Below are 16,822 nucleotides of genomic sequence, written 5' to 3'. Positions count from 1 at the left end.
GAACTTGCCTGAATTCTGCCTCACTGGCCCGATGCAGGCGTGGCCTGATCGCCGCCGAGCACGCGGTAAAGCGTGATGCGATTGCTCGCCGCAGCAAGACGTACCGCGATTTCCTGCTGCCTGGCGCTGTAGAGGCTGCGCTGCGCGTCCAGGTTTTCAAGCGAACTGGTGATGCCCTGCCGGTAGCTGGCCTCGGTCAGCCGGGCGGTATCGGAGGCGGCCTCGGTGAAACGGGAGGCAGCGCGCATCCGCTCGTTCAGCGTGCCCTGGTCCGCCAAAGCGTCGGCCACTTCGCGGAAGGCGGTCTGGATGGCCTTTTCGTAAGTTGCCAGTGCGGCGTCGCGCTGGGCCTTGGCGACGTCGACATTGGCCACTCGGCCACCGGCGTTGAAGATCGACCAGCTGGCATTGGCGCCCAGGCTTGCCGTGAAGGCGCCCTTGTCGAACAGGGCGGACAGTGCATTGCTGGCGAAGCCGAGCAGGCCGGTCAGCGAGATCGAGGGGAACAGCTCAGCCCGCGCCGTGCCGATATCGGCATTGGCCGCGCGCAGCGAATATTCGGCTTCCACCACGTCGGGGCGGCGAAGCAGGACTTGCGAACTGGTGCCCGCTGGCAGGACGGCGAGCGACTGGTTCACTTCGTCGACGCTGGCGGGAAGCAGGCTCTGGTCGAAATCCGCGCCGACCAGGAGGCGGATCGCGTTCACATCCTGCGCCAGTGCCGTTCTCTGCGACGCGACATCGCCGCGCGCGGTTTCCAGCACTTGTTCAGCCTGCCGCAGATCGGTGCGCGGGGCAACGCCGCCCTTGAGGCGGGCGCTGGTGAGCGTAACGCTACGCTCGGCATTGGCGGCCGTGGCCTGGGCAATGCGGAGCAGGTCGTTGTCGGCGGCGTAATTGGCCCATGCCTGCGCGAGGTCTGCGACGAGGCCGAGGCGAACCGTGCGCGCTGCCGCCTCGGTGGAGAGGGCGGTGTCGCGCTGGGCCTGGGTGGCGCTGGCATATTTGCCGAAGAAGTCGAGTTCGAAGCTCGAGATACCGCCCTGCACGGAATAGGAGGTGCGGTCTCCCGTCCCGTTGGTGCCTGATCCGTTCGTCGTGCTGCCGCTGCCCGCTTCGGTGCGCGTGACCGATCCGGTGACACCCACGGCCGGGAACTGGTTCGCGCGGACCACCCTGACTTGCGCGCGGGCGGCGGCCAGGTTGGCCGCGGCGACCCGCAAGTCACGGTTGTTGGTGAGCGCCTGTTCTACCAGCGACTGCAAGCGGCGGTCGCGGAAGATCTCGGCGTAGGACACCAGTGGCAGCGCCGCCTCGCTCTGCGCGAGATAGGCGTCTCCGACCGGCCAGGAGACCGGGACGGGCGGGGCCGGCGCGACATATTTCGGGGCCATAGAGCAGGCGCCGAGCGCGAGGGTAAGCGCGGAAAGACCCGTGAAACGAGAGCGGATCATGCGGCGCCTCCCTTGCGCGCGCGGCGCTCCTGCATGCGGCGGCGGACCGAGGCGATGCCATCGCGTACGCCGCGGCGAACGAGCACGAAGAAGAGCGGGATGAAGAAGATCGCCAGCAGGGTTGCGGTCAGCATGCCGCCGACCACGGCGGTGCCGATGGCGATGCGGCTGTTGGCGCCGGCACCGCTGGCGATGGCCAGAGGAACCACGCCGAAGATGAAGGCGAAGCTGGTCATCAGGATCGGCCGCAGGCGGATGCGGGCGGCTTCGAGGGCAGCGTCGATCACGCGCTTGCCCTGTCGCTCGGCCTGTTCGGCGAACTCGATCATGAGGATCGCGTTCTTGGCGGCCAGACCCATCGTCGTAAGCAGGCCGATCTGCAGGTAGACGTCGTTTTCCAGCCCGCGCAAGGTGACGGCGAGGATGGCGCCGAGCAGACCCAGCGGAATGACCAGGATCACCGCGATCGGGATCGACCAGCTCTCGTAGAGCGCGGCGAGGCAGAGGAACACGACCAGGAGCGAGAGTGCATAGAGCAGCGGCGCTTGGCCCGAGGAGAGCCGCTCCTGATAGGACGATCCGGCCCAGGCGACGGCGGTGCCGGGGATCTGGCTGGCCAGTTCCTCCATCACGTCCATGGCCGTGCCGGAGCTGACGCCGTCCCCGGGGCTGCCTGAGAATTCGTAGGCCTGAAGGCCATTGAAGCGCGAGGACGTGCTGGGCGCCGTGGACCAGCTGATCGTCGAGAAGGCCGAGAAGGGCACCATCTGGCCGCTCGTGCCGCGCACGAACCAGTTGGCGAGATCCTCCGGCCGGGACCGGAACTGGGCGTCACCCTGGACGTAGACACGCTTGACGCGGCCCTTGTCGATGAAATCGTTGACGTAAGTGCCGCCCCAGGCCGTTTGCAGCGTGGAATTGGCATTCGCCGCCGTCACGCCGTAAGTCGTCAGCGCGCGGGTGTTGGAATTGACCTTCAGGGTCGACACGTCGGGAAGGTCGCTCAGGCGCACGTTGGTGAGGCGGTCGTCGGCGCCGGCCTTGGCCAGCAGTTCGTCACGCGCCTTCTGGAAATCGGCGCGGGCCATGCCGTTGCGGTTCTGCAGTTCCATCGTGAAGCCCGAAGACGAGCCGAGACCCCGGATCGCGCCCGGAACCAGTGTGAATACTTGCGCATCGCGAATGCCGCGGAACGCGCCATTGGCCCGCTGGACGATGGCATCGGCGGTGTTCTTGCTGCCCGGGCGTTGCTCCCAGTCCACCAGCGTGACGAAGGCCTGACCGGTGTTCTGGCCTGCCGCACCCTGGCCGCCGCCCGAAAGCGTGAACATGCTGGCGATGTTCGCCTTTTCGTATTTGGTGAAATATTGCTCGACCTGGCGCTGCACGTCTTCGGTGCGGGTGCGCGGGGATCCGGCCGGCAGGCGCCACTGAACGATGATCGTGCCCTGGTCCTCGTTCGGCAGGAAGCCGGTGGGCAGGCGCTGGAACAGGCCGTACGTGGCGACGCAGGCAATGGCGAAGAGCAGCAGCCAGCGCCACTTGTGCTCGACCACGCGGCCGACGCGGTGGGCATAGGCCTCGGTCAGATTCTCGAAGCTGCGGTTGAACCAGGTGTGGAAGCGCTCCCAGGGCCTCACGACCCAGGGCATCCGGCGCTGGACCCAGCTGGGGACTTCCTCGCCCTCGATGTCCTTGGGCTTGAGCAGGGTGGCCGTCAGCGCCGGGCTGAGGATCAGCGCGACCAGCACGGACAGCACCATGGCGACCACGATGGTCAGCGAGAACTGGCGGTAGATCACGCCCGTCGAACCGCCGAAGAAGGCCATCGGCAGGAACACCGCCGAGAGCACCAGCGCGATCGCCACGAGCGCCGTCTGGATTTCCTCCATCGACTTGATCGTGGCCTCGCGCGCGGACATGCCCGGGTTTTCCTCAAGCAGCCGCTCGACGTTCTCCACCACGACGATCGCATCGTCCACCAGCAGGCCGATGGCGAGGACGAGGCCGAACAGGGTCAGCGTGTTGATCGAGAACCCGGCCACGTAGAACACCGCGAACGTGCCCAGCAGCACGACCGGCACCGCGATCGCCGGGATCAGCGTGGCGCGCCAGCTTTGCAGGAACACGAACATGACGATGACGACCAGCACGATCGCCTCGAACAGCGCCTTTTCCACTTCCGCGACGGAGAGCTTGATGAAAGCGGTGGAATCGTTGCCGTACGTATAGGCGAGGCCGTCGGGCATGCCCTTGGCCAGCTCGGTCATTTCCGTCTTCACCAGCTCCGCCGTGGCCAGCGCGTCGGCGCCCGGCGAGAGCGAGATCGAGATACCGGCGCCGGGGTGGCCGTTGATGCGGCTGATCGAGCTGTAGTTCTCGGCGCCGATCTCGACGCGGGCGACATCGGCAATGGTGACGACGGAGCCGTCGCTGTTGGTCTTGAGCACGATGTTGCGGAACTGCTCGGCCGTCTGGAGGCGCGAGCCGGCCGTGACGATCGCGTCGATCGCCTGGTCCTTGGGCGAGGGCAGGCCGCCGATCTCGCCGGCGGCGACTTCGGTATTCTGGGCGGTGATCGCCGAGGTGACGTCGCTGGGCATCAGCGCGACGGCGGCAAGGCGCGTCGGATCGAGCCAGATGCGCATCGCGTGGGGCGCGCCGAAGACGTTGACGTCGCCCACTCCGGAAATACGCGAAAGCGGGTCCTGGATGTTCGAAGCCAGATAGTCCGACACGTCCTGGTTGGAGCGGGTGTCGGTCTCGTCATAGACGGCCACGAGGAGGAGCTGGTCGGGGTTGGACTTGGTGACCGTGACGCCCTGGTTCTGCACCGCCTGCGGCAGGCGGGAGAGCGCGGACTGGACCTTGTTCTGGACCTGGACCTGCGCGATGTCCGGGTCCGTGCCCTTGGTGAACACGGCGCTGATCGAGGCCTGCCCGCGGTTGGAGGACTGCGAGCTGAAATAGAGCAGGCCGTCGATGCCGGTGAGCTGCTGCTCGATCACCTGGGTGACGCTGTTCTCGATCGTTTCGGCCGAGGCGCCATTGTAGGTGGCGCGGATGTTCACCTGCGTCGGCGCGATGTCCGGGTATTGCTCGTTCGGCAGGTAGGCCAGCGCGCCGAGGCCCGCCAGCATGACGATGATGGCCAGAACCCAGGCAAAGATCGGTCGGTCGATGAAGATGCGCGACATGGGGTGGCTCAGTTCCCCTTGGCGGCGGGCCGGCCGCCGGCATTCGCCCCGCCGGATTTGCCTTCACCGGGCTTGCCGGAAGGCGGGGCGATAGTCTGCGCGCTCGACGCCGCGACCGGCGTGATATCCGCGCCCTGCTTGAGGCCGTTGAGGCCCTGAACGATGACCTTGTCGCCCTTCTTCAGGCCGGCTGTGACCACGGCGTTCACGCCCTGCGTGCGATCGGCGGTGACCTTGCGGCGCGCGGCCTTGTTGTCGGCGCCGACGACCATGACATAGGCCGAACCGTCGAAATCGCGCTGGACCGAATTCTGGGGGATGAGGAATGCGTTGGGATCGGTGGCCTGATCGAACACCGAGGAAACGAACATGCCGGGCAGCAGCAGGCCGTCCGGATTGGGGAAGCTGGCGCGCAGGGTGACGGTGCCGGTGTCGGGATCGACGGTCACTTCCGAGAACTGGACGGTGCCCGGCAGGGCATATTGCGATCCGTCGTCGAACTTGAGGTGGACTTGCGTGCTGCCGGGATTGACGCCGCCGGCCGCCAGCTTCCGCCGCAGTGCGGTGAGATCGGAGGCGGACTGCTGCATGTCGACGTAGATCGGGTCCATGCGCTGGATGACGGCCAGGGGGTCGGTCTGGCTGGCGCTGGCAAGCGCGCCGACGGTCGAGAGCGAGCGGCCGATGCGGCCACTGATCGGCGCGGGCACCGTGGTGAAGCGCAAGTTGATCTTGGCCGTATCCAGCGTGGCCGCGTTCTGGGCGATCGAGGCCTTGGCCGAGCGCGCGGTGGCCAGCGCGTCGATATAATCCTGGCGGGCGACGGCTTCCATGTCGGCCAGCGGCTTGTAGCGCTGGGCCTTGGCGGATGCCGCTTCGGCGGTGGCGCGGGCGCTGGTCAGGTCGGCCTCGGCCTGGTTGACGGCGGCGCGGTAGAGGCTGGGGTCGATCTGATAGAGCGGTTGCCCGGCCCGGACCATCGACCCTTCGGTGAAGAGGCGCTTGACGACGACACCGGTGACCTGCGGGCGGACTTCGCTGGTCTCGAAAGCGACGGTGCGGCCACTCAGCGTGACGGCCAGGGCGACCGAGGACGGCTCCACGACGACGAAGCCCACTTGCGGGGCTGCGCGCTTGTCATCCTTCTTCTCCCCCCCGGAACAGGCCGCGAGCAGCGCGGCGGAAAGCATGGCAAATGCCACCCGGCTCGCAGAGAGACGCAGGGAAAGGCGCGGCAGCGAAGCCGCCACAGGGGAAGAAGACGTGATTTTCAAGTCGCGCACCGTCAAAAGTCGTGTCGGCGCAGCTATTCAGCCTATTGTTGCCGCCCGCAAGCGGGCTTTTCGCAAGTGCGACAATTTGCGACCAAATACGAAGATTCTGGTGCGTTTTCGGCTCACCTATACGTCAAACACCCCCGTTTCCGGGGGTGTCCGAGATGTCCAGCCGATCGGGACGTCCTATTGGCGCGAAACGCCCTACTGGTACCGCGCGAGCATCTGGAGCGAGGCGGCGTAATAGTCGTTGGTCAGCTGCGAAGGCTGGGCGCTGCCAAGCAGTTTGCCCACGACAGCGGCGCCGCCTGCCGAAAGGGCGTAGTTCGCCTCCTCGCCGGTGACCACGTCCACCCAGGCCGGGATCGGCTTGTTGGCGGCAAGGCAGGAGCGCCAGTAGCCGGCAATGTCCGGAACCAGCGACTGCCGGCCGCTGAGCGCGGCATAGAGGGGCACGCGGATGGCGTCGTAGCCGAAGCGGGGGGGCTTGTCCCGCGCCGGGGCGACCTGGTTGGGCGCGCTGATGACCACCCAGTCGCTGGGCAGATGGTGGGTTCCGAAGCGGGAAAGGCGAGTGATGGCCTCGCAATCGCTGATGATCGGACCCCAGACCTGCTGGCCGTCGAGCTTGGTAAAGGCGTCCATCGCGGGCCAGGCGAAATAGGACAGGTTCAGCGTGACTTCCTCGCCCTTCACGAAGCCCTGGACACCGGGCAGCAGCAGGCGGCGGCCGTGGCGTTCGACGACGCAGTGGCTGCGGATCGAGGAGCGGATCTGCGCGGCTCGGGCGGTGTAGTCGCCCCGGTTCCAGCGCTGCCCGGCCATGCCGAGGGCCCAGGCGATGACGAGATCGCCATCGGTGGCGTTGTTCTGGTCGGCCACCGGGTTGGGCGAGGCGGGATCGTAGCGCCAGGCATGGAGCGCCATGTCGGTGCGCGAGAGGTGGCTCTGCGTCCAGCCGGCGATCCGTTCGAATGCCTCGGTATCGCCTGCCTTGTAGGCGAAAAGCAGGCCGTAGCTCTGGCCTTCGCTATGGCTGATGCCGTTGTTGCCGGTATCGACGATACGGCCTTCGGGATTGACGTAGAGGTCGCGCCAGGTGCGCCAGCTGGCGTCGCGCACGGGTGCGCGGCTTTGCGCGTCGGTGTTGCAGGCAGCCGTCATCGCCAGCATCAGCCCCAGTGAGAAGTTGCGGCGGTTGATGCCGGTGTCGAGAAGGAAATTCATGCCGATGCTCTTTCGTTGATCGACGGAAAGGCTCAGCGGCCGTGGCGCAGTTCGATCACGTCGCCCTGCCATTGGGCGACCGTGTGCAGCGCCGGGCCGCTTCCGAGCACGCGGAACCACGCATCGTAGGCGCCTTGCAGCAAGCCCAGCAGCATCGTGTTCCAACTGCCCTGCTGGTCGGAGGCAAGGGCCTTGGGCAGGTTGCGGTGGTGGACGACGATGGCATCGTCACCCACGGCCAGTTCGATCTCGCCCCAGCCCAGGTCCTGCCAGAAGCCGTTGATGCGGGCGCAGAGCACGGCTGCATCGCTGACGCCTTCCAGCGGCTCCAGCGTGGCCATGCGCCGGCCTATGGCCGCGAAGAAACCCTGCGCCTGCGCGGAAGGTGCGCCTTCGCAGACTTCGGCTGCGGCCATCATCGCGAAGAGCGCAAGGCCCCCTGCGCCGCTCTGTTCGCCCTCGGAACGAGGGGAGGGAAATGCGTGAAGTTTCATCGGCCGGTGCTCCCGAAATTCTGTCTCACGCCCAATAAGCTCCGGAACTCGTCATAAGATCCGAAGGTGTTGTAGCTGGCCTCGCCGCCGATGCGGGTGGTGGGGCTCAGCTTGTAGTAGATCGACAGGTCGCTCGACACGGCGAAGCCGGTCTTGCTGATGCTGTCGTAGTAGGAACGCACGTCGTTGTTCGCCGCCTTCAGCACGTCGAGCGCAGCCTGCAACTCGTCGTTGATCGGATAGAGGTTGGTCTGATCCTGCTTGTAGCTTTGGAAACCGGGCGTGAACGAGGCGCGGATATCGAAGAGTTCGTCTTCCATGGTGTAATTCACCGGGAAGCCGACGCTGATGAAGTTCTGCGGGCTGAAGTAGCCGCCGTTGCCCCAGGTGAAGTAGTTCTGGCTCTTGTCGTAGCCCTGGTAGTTCACGTTGAGGCCCACGGTGAGGTTGGCATGCGTGCCGTGGTAGGCGCGCAGGTAGCCGCCGACATTGGCCTCGAAACCGTCGTTGCGGGCGACGTTGGTGCCGCGGAAGCGGTAGTAGCGGCCTTCCGCGTAGACGCCGCTGCCATCCTCGTCATAGGAAAGCCCGGCGCCGCCTGCCGAGCGCATGACCTGGCCCCAGCGCATGCCCGTCACCGGATCGCGGGTGCCGGCGTAGGACAACACGCTGTCGGTCACGGGCTGGCGCTCCGCGAAGACCTTGGCGCGCACGGTTTCGGACAGCTTGGGCGAGGCTTCTGCGTGGAAGGTGGCCTTGGTCTTGCCCATGCCGACCGGGGTGGTGCCGCCTTCGAGCTTGACGGTGTCGCTCTCGTAACCCGCCGTGAAGGCGACGCCCGAGGCGTTCTGGGTCTGGGCCGAGGGGAAGACCGAGGGCTGTTCCAGGACGATGGCCGCCGCCTCGATCAGGCCGTTGAGGCCGAACCGTGCCTGACCGGACTGGTTGGCCCGTCCGGCATCGATCACCGAGGCTTCCGCCTTGGCATAGACCCGGCCGCCCGGCGCATCGGTGGAGAAGCGGGCCGAACCCTTGATCTCGTCCAGCTGGCTGAGGCCCGCTTCGCCCGAGCGGCGGCGGTATCCGGTGACGATGTCGGCGCGGGGGCCGCTGTCCTGGGAAAGGTCGGCGATCTGCGACTGGATCTGCGCCATGACCGGATCGGCCGAGTAAGCGGTGGCCGAGCCTGCATCCATGCCCGCGTCGGCCAGTCCGCTTCCGTAGCTGCCGCCACCATACGTGTTGCCGCCATAGCTGCCGTTGCCGGCCGCCGGGTAGGGTGCTGCGGTCATGGCGGGGGCGCCGTAGCCCGAGGGCGCGCCATAGGCGGGTGCCGCGCCATAGTTCGAAGGCGCGTCGTAGCTTGCGGCCGAGCCATAGCTGGCGGCGGGCGCGCTCGGGACGCGGGTGCCGCCGCCCAGAGCGAAGGGGTTGACCGGCTGAGGCGCGGCGACGGCGCGGCCCCGGAACGGGTTGGAGCCGCCGGCCGGGGTCATGGCCGCGAAAGGATTGCCGCCGGCAAGACCCTCGATCGAGGTGCCGCCCTGGCCGCGCGCATAAAGGTTCTGCGCATCCTTGAGCAGGTTCATGGCTGCCCGGTCATTGCCGCGCGCGCGCTCCACATTGGCGAGCGAGAGGCGGACCTGGTAGTCCTGCGGGAAGGCACGGAGCACGTCGTTCTGGGCGCGGCGGGACAGATCGTTGTCCCCGGCCGCCTGCGCGGTTTCGGCCAGGCCGAGCAGGGCGTCCTTGTCGCCGGGCTTGCGCGCCAGCACGAGCTGCCAGGTCTGGGCCGCGCGCGCGGGCATCTGGCCGCCCTGGTAGAGGCGGGCGAGACCGGCAAGGATGTCCATGTTCTGCGGAGAGGCGCTCCAGGCGCTCTGCAGGATGTCGAAGGCCTCGGCGAAGCGGCCTGCCTGGCGCGAACGGTCGGCCTGGCTGACGAGCAGGGCGGCGTTCATGCGGGCATAGGCCTGTTGGCCCTCGGCCGAAGTGCCGGCCATGGCGCTGGCGCGCTGGAGTGCCTGCTGCGCGAGATCGTCGCGGCCGACGCGGGCGAGGACGCTGATCAGGCCCTCGTAGTCGGCAATGCCCGTGACCTGGCCCTGCATGGCGTTTTCCGCCACCGCGGCGGCGCCCTGGGCATCGCCAAGGTCGTAAAGGGCATTGGCGACGGCGGCCTGCTTGCCGACCGGAATGGCCGACATGGCGCCCAGCTGGCGGAGCGAGGCGAGGGCCTGGGCCTGTTGGCCGCTGGCGGCCATGGCCTTGGCGCGGGCGATCGCGGCGTCGCTCTTCACGCCGATGGCGAAAGTGCGCATCGGTGCGGTGCGCTGTGCCTCTGGGATCATGTCGATCAGGCGAGCGGCTTCGGGCGCGCGGCCGAGATCGTTGTTGAGCAGGGCGGCGGCGTAGAGCGCGTCGGGCTGGCCCATCGAGGTCAGCGAGCGCAGCAGCGATTCCGCTTCGGGAATGCGGCCGCGGCGGATCTGGAACTCGGCGAATTCGTAGCGGATCCACGGGTCGGTCGGATCGAGCACGAGGCCGTTCTGGAACTCGCGCATGGCGCCCATGTCATCGCCATTGGCGGCCGCGGCCAGGGCCCGGCCGCGGGCGGCGCGCATCTGCAGGCGCTTGTCGTCGGAACCGCCGCCCTGGCCAGCCTGGCGGTAGAGATCGGCGGCGTCGGCGTAGCGGCCCTGCTTCTCGTAGATGTCGGCCAGGATTTCGAGCGCGGGCGCCGGTTCCTTGTAGCCCGAGCGGATCAGGCCCTCGGTCACCGACTGTGCATCGGCAAGGCGGCCCTGGGCCACGAAATTGCGGGCATCGGCCAGCCCGGCAAAGAAGCGCGCGGAGGCGAGGCCTTCGGCCCATTGGCTGGCCTTGCCGTAACGCGAGGCCTGTTCGAGGTAATTGGCCGCCTCGGCGAAATTGCTCTCGCGCAGGCGCACGAGGCCCAGGCCGCCCAGGGCGTCGGGGTCGCGGGAATTGACCGAAAGCGCGCGCTGGAACTGGCTGGAAGCCGAAGCGAGATTGCCGTCCTCCAACGCGTCGAAGCCCGCGACGCGGGCCTGACCGGCGCGATTGGCCGAAGAGGTCGGTGCAGGCGTGCTGCGCGTCGGCACCGCGGCAACGCGCGCGGGCTGTTGCTGCACCGGCTGCGGGGCCGGCGTGCGCGCCGGCGCAGGCTTCGGGGCGGCTGCCTGCCTCGGTGCGGGCGCGGCCTTGGGAGCGGGCTGCGGCGCCGGCTTCGGCGCTGCGGGCCGGGCATTGAGGGCCTGGTTCACCGCGGCACTGTTTGGATCGAGCGCCTTGGCGCGTCGCAGCGCCTGCTGGGCCAGATCCTCACGCCCCTTGGAGCGCCAGTACTTCGCCTGCTGCAACAGGGCGTCTACCCCGGCCGCCTGGGCATGAACCGATACCGGGCTTACGCCGGCGGCCGCGGTGGAGAGCAGCAGGGCCAGGCCGACGAGGCGCAGGCGGGTCTTCGCGGAACTCATGCGTTGTCGTCCTGGTGGCCGAGGCGGCGCTGCGCCTGGCGACGGAAGTAGAGGTAGGTCGGGCCGGCAAGGATCGCGGCCAGGAACAGCGAGAACAGGCCCATCAGCATCGGACGCTGGCTGAACCAGTAAGCCAGCTTCATCCAGACCGGCAGCGAGCCGACCCAGTAGCGGTCTCCGATGGCGAAGCTGGTCATGCCGTCGCCCTTGGTCACCGCGAGGTCGCCCTGGATGGCGGCGTTGATCTTCACGTCGGACATGCCGTCGACCAGGGTGGGCAGCGCGCCGGCGTTGTCGGCCAGCATCGCGACCACGGTGCGGTCGGACGAGTAGGGCGAGCGGAAGCTGACGATCCCGGAGAAGCCCCGCGCATTGTAGACGAGCGGTGCAGCGGCCATCGGGTCGTTGCGCTCGGTGCCGCCGAAGAACGAGGTGGCATATTGCAGAGGCGAGCGTTCGGTCACTTCCAGGTGGCCGCCGACGTAGCGCACCGGCGCCTTGTCGAACAGCGAGCCGGCCGAGGCCAGTTCCACGCCGCCCACGACCAGCACGTCCTGGTCCTGCAGCTCGCTGGCGCTGGCCGAGGAGCTGACGGTGATCCCGGTCACCGGAACGCCGGTGGAGTCACCGAAGCGGCCCATCAGCGCGAGGAAGGCCTCGACCGAGGAGGGCGAGGGATTGGCAGCCATCACCACCGTGGTTTCGGCAAGGTCGGGCGCCGCGGTGAAGGGGAAGCCGGCGCCGGCGAACGTCGCCAGGTCGGGCATGAGGATCGCGTGGTAGGCCGAAGTGAGGTCGATCGTGCTGGTGGGGTCGATCGACGTGCGCACGTTTTCTGGAAGAGTGCCGGTGCACTTCTTCTTGTCGGCGATGATGAGGTTGTAGTCGAGCGCCAGCTCGTTCTGTCCGAACAGGTTGTAGCGCGGCAGCACGACCGTGGCCGAGGAGTCCTCGCTCTTGGCGCCGCGCGCGCCGAACAGGTTGGTCCACCAGGTGGAGCTGAGCGGCAGCGTCTTGAGGTACTGGCCATTGAGCGAGGCATCGAGGCGCGAGGCGCGCTGGTCGAGCCAGTCGGCCGTGGGATAGCGGTAGGTCAGGTTCAGGCGGCCGCCTTCGCGGGGCCAGAAGAACAAGTCCGGCGCGACGCGGAAGCTGGCGGTGAGCGGACCGGGACGGAAGCCCATGCCCTGCAGTGCGTAAGCGGGCATGATCTTGCCCAGCTGCACCGGCTTGTCGGTCGAGATCCAGCGCAAGGCGCCGTAACGCGGCCAGGCGGGGATGCGCACACCGTCGAAGGACATGCGCTGTCCGCCGAACACGCCGCGGCCCAGGGCCACGGCACCGGCAGCGATGCGAAGGTCGGCGTCGCCCCGGCCCATCAGCACCAGCAGGGTGCCGGTGGGATCGACCGGGTTGCGCACGGCCGCGGCGCTGGGACCGGTCGCGGGTGCGATGTCCAGGCCGGGGATCGACTGGCCTGCCTTGAGGAAGACCACGGCATTGCCCTTGGGCAGCGAGCCGTAGACCGGCTTGAACGAGAAGCCGCGATAGGAGGCCAGCGAGCCGAGCCAGGATGCCGTGGCGGCTGCGGCCTCAAGCTCGCCCTTGTGCGGCTGTCCGGCAAAGACGAAGGGCATGCGCAGCGGCACGTTCTGGCCCTTGTCGAAGAACGGCAGCGGCAGGCGCGAGAGGTCGGGCTGGAAGGTCAGCGCCTGGTATTCGACCTCGAGGAACGAGCGAGTATTGCTGATGTTCGCCCAGAGCGAGCTGTGGAACGGATCCTCGCAATCTCGCGCGTAGTGCCCCAGGAAGCGGATGTTGAGCTGGTTGTCGCCCGGCAGGAGCAGGGCGGCGTTGATCGGGATGCGCAGGACGTGGCCGGCGGCCTCGCCGCGGGTCAGCGGCACGGCCTGGACCACTTCGCCGTTCACGATCACCACAAGCTGGCTGATGTCGTCCAGCATCTGGGCGGACCACGAGAGCTGCAGCGTGAGCACGGCCGAGGTCACGACGCGGTCCTGGCGCATGCCGAAGGGAATGCCGATTTCGCCCTGGGTGCCCTGGAGGCGGATCGGACTCGTGACGCGCATGTCCTTGAAGGTCAGGCGCTCGCCAAGCCCGCTGCGCGGCGGGGCGGCGGCGTCGGCCGGTCCGTTCGCGGCGGTTTCCTGGGCAGGCGTCGCTGCGGACCGGGCCGGCGCGGCGTGGACTTCCTGGCTGCCGAACAGCACGGTGGCCACGCCCAGCGCAAGCGCGGCGGCCACGCCGGCCGCCTTGGCCAGCGGCAGCAGCGAACGCATGCCCTTGGCTTCCTTCGTCACCTCGGGGGCGGGCAGGGCCGGCATACGGGCAGCGATCTCGGCCATTTGCCGACGTTCGGAGAAATTGAGACGCAGCATGCGCTTGATCGTTACCATGTCGACAAGAATGATATCTGCCAGCGAGCGAAGCGCGCTGACTTGCGGGTTGGGGCCGGTGGGCTGCCAGGCGTCGGCACGGCCCATGACGGCGCGCACGAGATGGCGGTTCGCCAGCATGTCCAGCTGTTCGAAGCGGACGTAGGCATTGCTGGAGCGGGTGCGCATGGTCTTGACCGGGATCGAGAGCACTTCGTCGCCCATGGCCATGGTGATGTGCGTCACCTCGACATCGCGCAGCGGCAGTTCCGGCGGCAGCGAGAGCGCGGCGCCGCCCATCGAGATGTCGATGGTGGTCGCGCTGACGACATGGCCGGAAGCGAGGTAGGCCGTGACCGGCAGCGAGACCGGAATACGAATGTCCTGCCGCGCCTGCCGGGTCTCACGCGCCACCGAGACGGCGGCGAGCAGGATGATGAGGCTGAAGGTCGCCCAGGCGCAGTTCAGCACCAGCGTATCGGTCTGGATGTTGAACATGTAGGGGAAGAAGGCCCATTTCACGACGGCGAGCAGGATGCCGCCCACCAGCAGGCCGATGCAGACGAGATGCGGCCGCACGATCGCCCAGTCGAAATAGGTCTTGTCGAGCAGCGAGCCCTTGTCGGTCACGTTGAACTTGCCCTTGCGGGGCTGCAGCCAGGTCATGACCGTGGGCTTCACGAGGTGGAAGGCCAGGATCGTTTCGTAGACTTCGCCCCAGTAGGGGCGGCGGTCTCCGCCCTGCGTGCGCTCGTTGGCGATCGAGGAGCAGAACAGGTGCGGCATGGCATAGGCGAAGATCAGCGAGGCCGAAGCCTGGATGATGTTCTGGCCGAAGATCAGGTAGGCGAGCGGGCTGGTCAGGAAGGCGATGCGGGGCAGCGGATACTGGAAGTGCAGCATCGCGTTGAGGTAGCAAAGCCGCTGCTGCCAGGTGAGGCCCTTGCCGGTCAGCGGGAAGTCGATACGCAGGATCTGCGTCATGCCGCGGGCCCAGCGGATGCGCTGGCCGACGTGGAGCACGAGGCGCTCCGTGGCCAGGCCGGCCGAAAGGCGGGCGCTGATATAGGCGGTGTTCCAGCCGGTGCGCTGCAGCTTGAGCGCTGTATGGGCGTCCTCGGTCACGGTCTCGCCCGCGAAGCCGTTGGTTTCCATCAGCGCCTCGCGGCGGATGATCGCGCAGGAGCCGCAGAAGAAGGTGGCGTTCCACAAGTCGTTGCCGCCCTGGACCGCGCCGTAGAACAGATCGCCCTCGCCGGGCATGTCGCCCATGGTCGAGGCCAGGTTGCGCTGCACGGGGTCGGGCGAATACATGTGGTGCGGCGTCTGCAGCAGCGCGAGCCGCGGGTCGGTCTGGAACCAGCCCACGGTCAGCTGCAGGAAGGCGCGGGTGGGAACGTGGTCGCAGTCGAAGATGGCGATCAGTTCGCCGTCGGTCTTCTTCATCGCCGCGTTGAGATTGCCCGCCTTGGCGTGAAGGTTATTGTCGCGCGTCAGGTAGCCGCAGCCGGCTTCCTTGGCGAAAGCGCGGAATTCGGGACGCTTGCCATCATCGAGGATGAAGATGCGGTAGCGGTCGACCGGATAGTCGAGGTCCATCGCCGCGAAGACCGTGTTGCGCACGATCTCCAGGCTTTCGTTGTAGGTGGGGATGTAGATGTCGACGGTGGGCCAGGTCTCGGGATCGCCCTTGGGCTCGATCACCGGGCGGTCCAGCGGCCAGCTCGTCTGGATGAAGCCCAGGATGAGGATTACCCAGGCGTAGAGTTCGGCCAGGTAGAGCCCGGTGCCGAACAGGAATTCGGGCAGGGTGCCGAAAGCCAGCGTCTGCGTCGTGCGCCAGAACATGTAGCGCGTGGACATGAGCACGGCCAGCAGCCCGAGCGCGAGCGCGCCCTTGCGGCCGGGCCAGCGCTTCATCACCAGCGTTCCCAGGATCGTCACGCCCGCGAACATCCACTGGGCATTGGTGTCGAGAGGGACCCCGATCACCATGGCCGCGATCAGGGCGATCGGAACGATCGCCAGAAGTCTGACGGCGCGGTGCGAAACGAGATTTCGGATCATGCGGCGAGGCTCACCGGCGCGACCCAGCTGTTGGTGGTGGAATCGAGGGTGGGCGCGATGGCCTCCGCGATCTGCTTCACGTCCGCCAGGGCCACGCTGGCCGGCGCGTAGCGGCCGAGCATCTGCAAGGTGGCGATGGCTTCGGGCACGGCTTCGTCCATGCGGATGCGGCCGATCAGGCGCTGTCCGGCCAGTTCGCGGATGAAGGCGGCACCGTGGCGGCCAAGGCGGCGCGTTTCGTCGAGCGCATTGATCACGAAAGCGGTGCGCGCCAGGCCCTCGGGGCCGGCTTCGCCGAAGACCTGCGGCAGCAGGGCCAGGGTGTCGGGCTGGGCATTGATGGTGCAGACGTGCGCGCAGGCGTGCTCGATCAGGCGGCGCGCCAGGCGGGTGTCGCCGGAGGGCACGTCGACGACCAGGACGCGTTCCTTGCCGGGCTGGAAGTAACCCAGCTCGTTCAGCATCGGCACGAAGTCGAGATCTTCGGCCGCGCGGCGCCAGCTACGCAAGTTGATGCCGCCCACCAGCACCGCCTCGTCGGCCGGCGCGGTGATCGCGGGAAGCGACGTGGCGGGAGAAAGGCCGAAGTGAAGCGGCAGGGAATCGCGCGCGGCGACGCTCACCACGGTCACGTCCGCGCCCTGCGCCGACAGACCCATCGCCAGATGAGCGGCAACGAAAGTGTTCCCGGTCCCCCCCTTGGGACCGTGACAGACGATCATCGGCATCAGATTTCCCCCCGGGCGCCAAGGTCCGACAAATGGCGCAACATCGCTCGTACATCGCGAACGGGCTCTTCAACAACTGATTTTGCAATCGATGGTGAAACAGAATGTTGCTCATAGCGGCTGAAGAGGTTCTTCAGCGGCTCCGCAGCGAGTTCCGGGTCGGAATTTTCCGTCTCGACAGGCGGCGCTTCGGCAGCCGTCTGGTCGAGCGTCTGAAGGCGTGGATCGCGCAGCAGGGCTTCGAGGATCGGCCAGAGTTCGAGGTCGGAAAAGCGATCCTCGAATTCTTTGTACGCGAATTCGTTGCGGCCCAAGCGGTCCAGCAAATTCCTGGCATCAATGCGCATGACAATCCCCGTTGTTGCCCGAACAGGACTGACAACTAATGGTTAACATCGTATTTATACGTGAAATCCCGGTCCGAAAATCCTGCAATCGCAGTTTATTTTTCGATTCGGCCCGCAATTCTGTCACCGCGAGGATAC

At 67.3% G+C, this 16,822-nt stretch carries 9 protein-coding genes; all 9 read right to left on the bottom strand.

Annotated elements, in window-relative coordinates:
- Positions 1-20: 20 nt before the first annotated feature.
- The 9 genes from AC1VV3_RS03715 to AC1VV3_RS03675 all read right to left on the bottom strand — a co-directional run bounded on the left by AC1VV3_RS03715 (position 21) and on the right by AC1VV3_RS03675 (position 16,684).
- Positions 21-1,454 carry an efflux transporter outer membrane subunit gene (locus AC1VV3_RS03715; protein WP_431567058.1) on the bottom strand — a complete coding sequence of 478 codons (1,434 nt, stop codon included), beginning with the start codon at positions 1,452-1,454 and terminating at the stop codon, positions 21-23.
- Positions 1,451-4,651 (bottom strand): efflux RND transporter permease subunit, encoded by a 3,201-nt coding sequence (locus tag AC1VV3_RS03710; RefSeq protein WP_431567057.1) that lies wholly within the window; start codon positions 4,649-4,651, stop codon positions 1,451-1,453. Before AC1VV3_RS03710 ends, AC1VV3_RS03715 begins: the two co-directional genes overlap by 4 nt.
- A gap of 8 nt (positions 4,652-4,659) precedes the next feature.
- Positions 4,660-5,841 (bottom strand): efflux RND transporter periplasmic adaptor subunit, encoded by a 1,182-nt coding sequence (locus tag AC1VV3_RS03705; protein ID WP_134093267.1) that lies wholly within the window; start codon positions 5,839-5,841, stop codon positions 4,660-4,662.
- Positions 5,842-6,129: 288 nt separating this feature from the next.
- Complete coding sequence (locus AC1VV3_RS03700; RefSeq protein ID WP_132263161.1) at positions 6,130-7,152, bottom strand: family 8 glycosyl hydrolase; 1,023 nt, start codon at positions 7,150-7,152, stop codon at positions 6,130-6,132.
- Between the two features lie 32 nt (positions 7,153-7,184).
- Positions 7,185-7,646 (bottom strand): cellulose biosynthesis protein BcsD, encoded by a 462-nt coding sequence (gene bcsD / locus AC1VV3_RS03695; RefSeq protein WP_132263159.1) that lies wholly within the window; start codon positions 7,644-7,646, stop codon positions 7,185-7,187.
- The gene (locus AC1VV3_RS03690) at positions 7,643-11,146 is read right to left on the bottom strand and encodes a cellulose synthase subunit BcsC-related outer membrane protein (RefSeq protein WP_431567056.1); all 3,504 of its coding nucleotides are present in this window, start codon (positions 11,144-11,146) and stop codon (positions 7,643-7,645) included. Before AC1VV3_RS03690 ends, bcsD begins: the two co-directional genes overlap by 4 nt.
- The gene (bcsA, locus tag AC1VV3_RS03685; RefSeq protein WP_431567055.1) at positions 11,143-15,609 is read right to left on the bottom strand and encodes a UDP-forming cellulose synthase catalytic subunit; all 4,467 of its coding nucleotides are present in this window, start codon (positions 15,607-15,609) and stop codon (positions 11,143-11,145) included. The genes AC1VV3_RS03690 and bcsA overlap by 4 nt, the downstream gene beginning before the upstream one ends.
- Positions 15,606-16,337 (bottom strand): cellulose synthase operon protein YhjQ/BcsQ, encoded by a 732-nt coding sequence (locus tag AC1VV3_RS03680; RefSeq protein WP_132263155.1) that lies wholly within the window; start codon positions 16,335-16,337, stop codon positions 15,606-15,608. Before AC1VV3_RS03680 ends, bcsA begins: the two co-directional genes overlap by 4 nt.
- Positions 16,337-16,684 (bottom strand): hypothetical protein, encoded by a 348-nt coding sequence (locus tag AC1VV3_RS03675; protein WP_132263153.1) that lies wholly within the window; start codon positions 16,682-16,684, stop codon positions 16,337-16,339. Before AC1VV3_RS03675 ends, AC1VV3_RS03680 begins: the two co-directional genes overlap by 1 nt.
- Between the last annotated feature and the right edge of the window lie 138 nt (positions 16,685-16,822).

The organism is Novosphingobium sp. BL-S-34 (assembly GCF_056857015.1).
This window is presented reverse-complemented; position numbering and strand designations above follow the sequence as displayed.